The following is a 1,595-nucleotide window of genomic DNA, read 5'->3' on the forward strand; positions in this document are numbered from 1 at the left end:
GCGACCGAAGAGGGTGGACGAAAGCGACAAGGTGCTGAGCGAAGCGAGCAACCCGAACTGCCGAATTGCCGCAGCAGGCCCGCTCTTAGCGGCCTAACACCTGAATTAAGCCGACCTGCGTAGTGGAAGCAAAAGGGGGCACGCTCTTCAGTGCCGCCTTTTGCTGGAACGAAGTAGGTTCGGCTTGAATGAATCGTTAGGCCGCCATTTGCCCACAAGAACCATTGGCTGACAAGTCACACGCTTGACCTGAGGCAGAACCAGTCGGCCGCGCGCCAGAAGCTACAGGCGCTCAGCCGAGATGCCGCCGGATGGTCCGGGCGCACTCCGACGCAAATCGGGCGCGACCCCTGGACGGGACTAGCCGAAGCTGCTTGTGCCGAAGCGACGCTGTCCGACCGCGCGCCTGGAGTTGCGGGCGCCCGACGCAGATGCCGCCAGCAGGTTCGGCCGCCAATACTGCCGCGTGGAAATCCGAGCGCCGCTTAGATGACTCCAAGCGCGACCGAAGAGGGTGGACGAAAGCGACAAGGTGCTGAGCGAAGCGAGCAACCCGAACTGCCGAATTGCCGCAGCAGGCCCGCTCTTAGCGGCCTAACACCTGAATTAAGCCGACCCGCGAAGCGGGTTCGGCTTGAATGAATTGTTAGCACTCATTCCGAGCGATGATCGTGCATAGAAGGCGAAGAACAAACCGACCAATAGCAAGGCAGTGCGTAAGGCGACAGTTGTCGCGGTCTGTGTAAAGGCGCCACCCCAAAGTAGAACTGCGAGCCACATGGCACCGCCCGCAAAGATGCTAGGCAATGACCACAACCAGACAACGAAATACGCCCAATGCTTCCGGAGAGCCACCGTGACAATAGCGGCTAAGTTAAGACATATCGGGACGAGCGCGATGAGATGGCCTCGGGTCAAGCTCAGAGTGGCAGAGACGAGTGAAAGTCCAGAGACGGCGAGAAAGGCAAATTTGTAGAAGCGGGAAGACGGTCGCATGGAGTTCCCAATGGGTGCTAACACCTGAATTAAGCCGAGCCGCGAAGCGGCTTCGGCTTGAATGAATTGTTAGGGCGCACTACCGGATACGCTGAAGTACGCCAAACTCAGTGCGAGCAGAGTCTTGGCCGGTCATTGTGTAGCGCATCGTAGTGCCCTTGGCCAATCCGTCCAGATAGGTGACGAGGACATCATTGCCCTCAGTCTTGTACGAAACTTTCTCGATCATCCCCATTGCCTCCGTTTCTCCCTTACGGAAGGTTACGGTCATGGGGACGGCGCCGGTCATTTGCCAAGTACCTTCAAGCGGACCTGGGCTTCCGCCGCCACACGCAGCCAGAAGTGCGGCCAGACTGATTGCGAAAAAGAAACGAATGATGCCTTTCACGAATCCCCCTGATGCTTGCTGTGCGCCCTAACACCTGAATTAAGCCGACTTGCGTAGTGGAAGCGAAAGCGTGGCAGGCTTTTTATGCCACGCTTTTGCTGGAACGAAGCAAGTTCGGCTTGAATGAATTGTTAGGGCCCGCCCACCGTACCGCGGAGCGCGGGGCGACGACGAACCCACCAAATTGTGACGAACAGAATGGCTAGCACCA

Annotated in this window: 1 protein-coding gene; it reads right to left on the bottom strand. The window is 58.0% G+C overall.

From position 1 onward, the window contains the following. Positions 1–1,075 precede the first annotated feature (1,075 nt). Positions 1,076–1,384, bottom strand: coding sequence for a hypothetical protein (locus tag G7B67_RS13035; protein ID WP_207780945.1), 309 nt, complete (start codon positions 1,382–1,384; stop codon positions 1,076–1,078). Positions 1,385–1,595 lie beyond the last annotated feature (211 nt).

The organism is Cognatiluteimonas telluris, assembly GCF_011320095.1.
GTDB classification, from domain to species: domain Bacteria; phylum Pseudomonadota; class Gammaproteobacteria; order Xanthomonadales; family Xanthomonadaceae; genus Cognatiluteimonas; species Cognatiluteimonas telluris.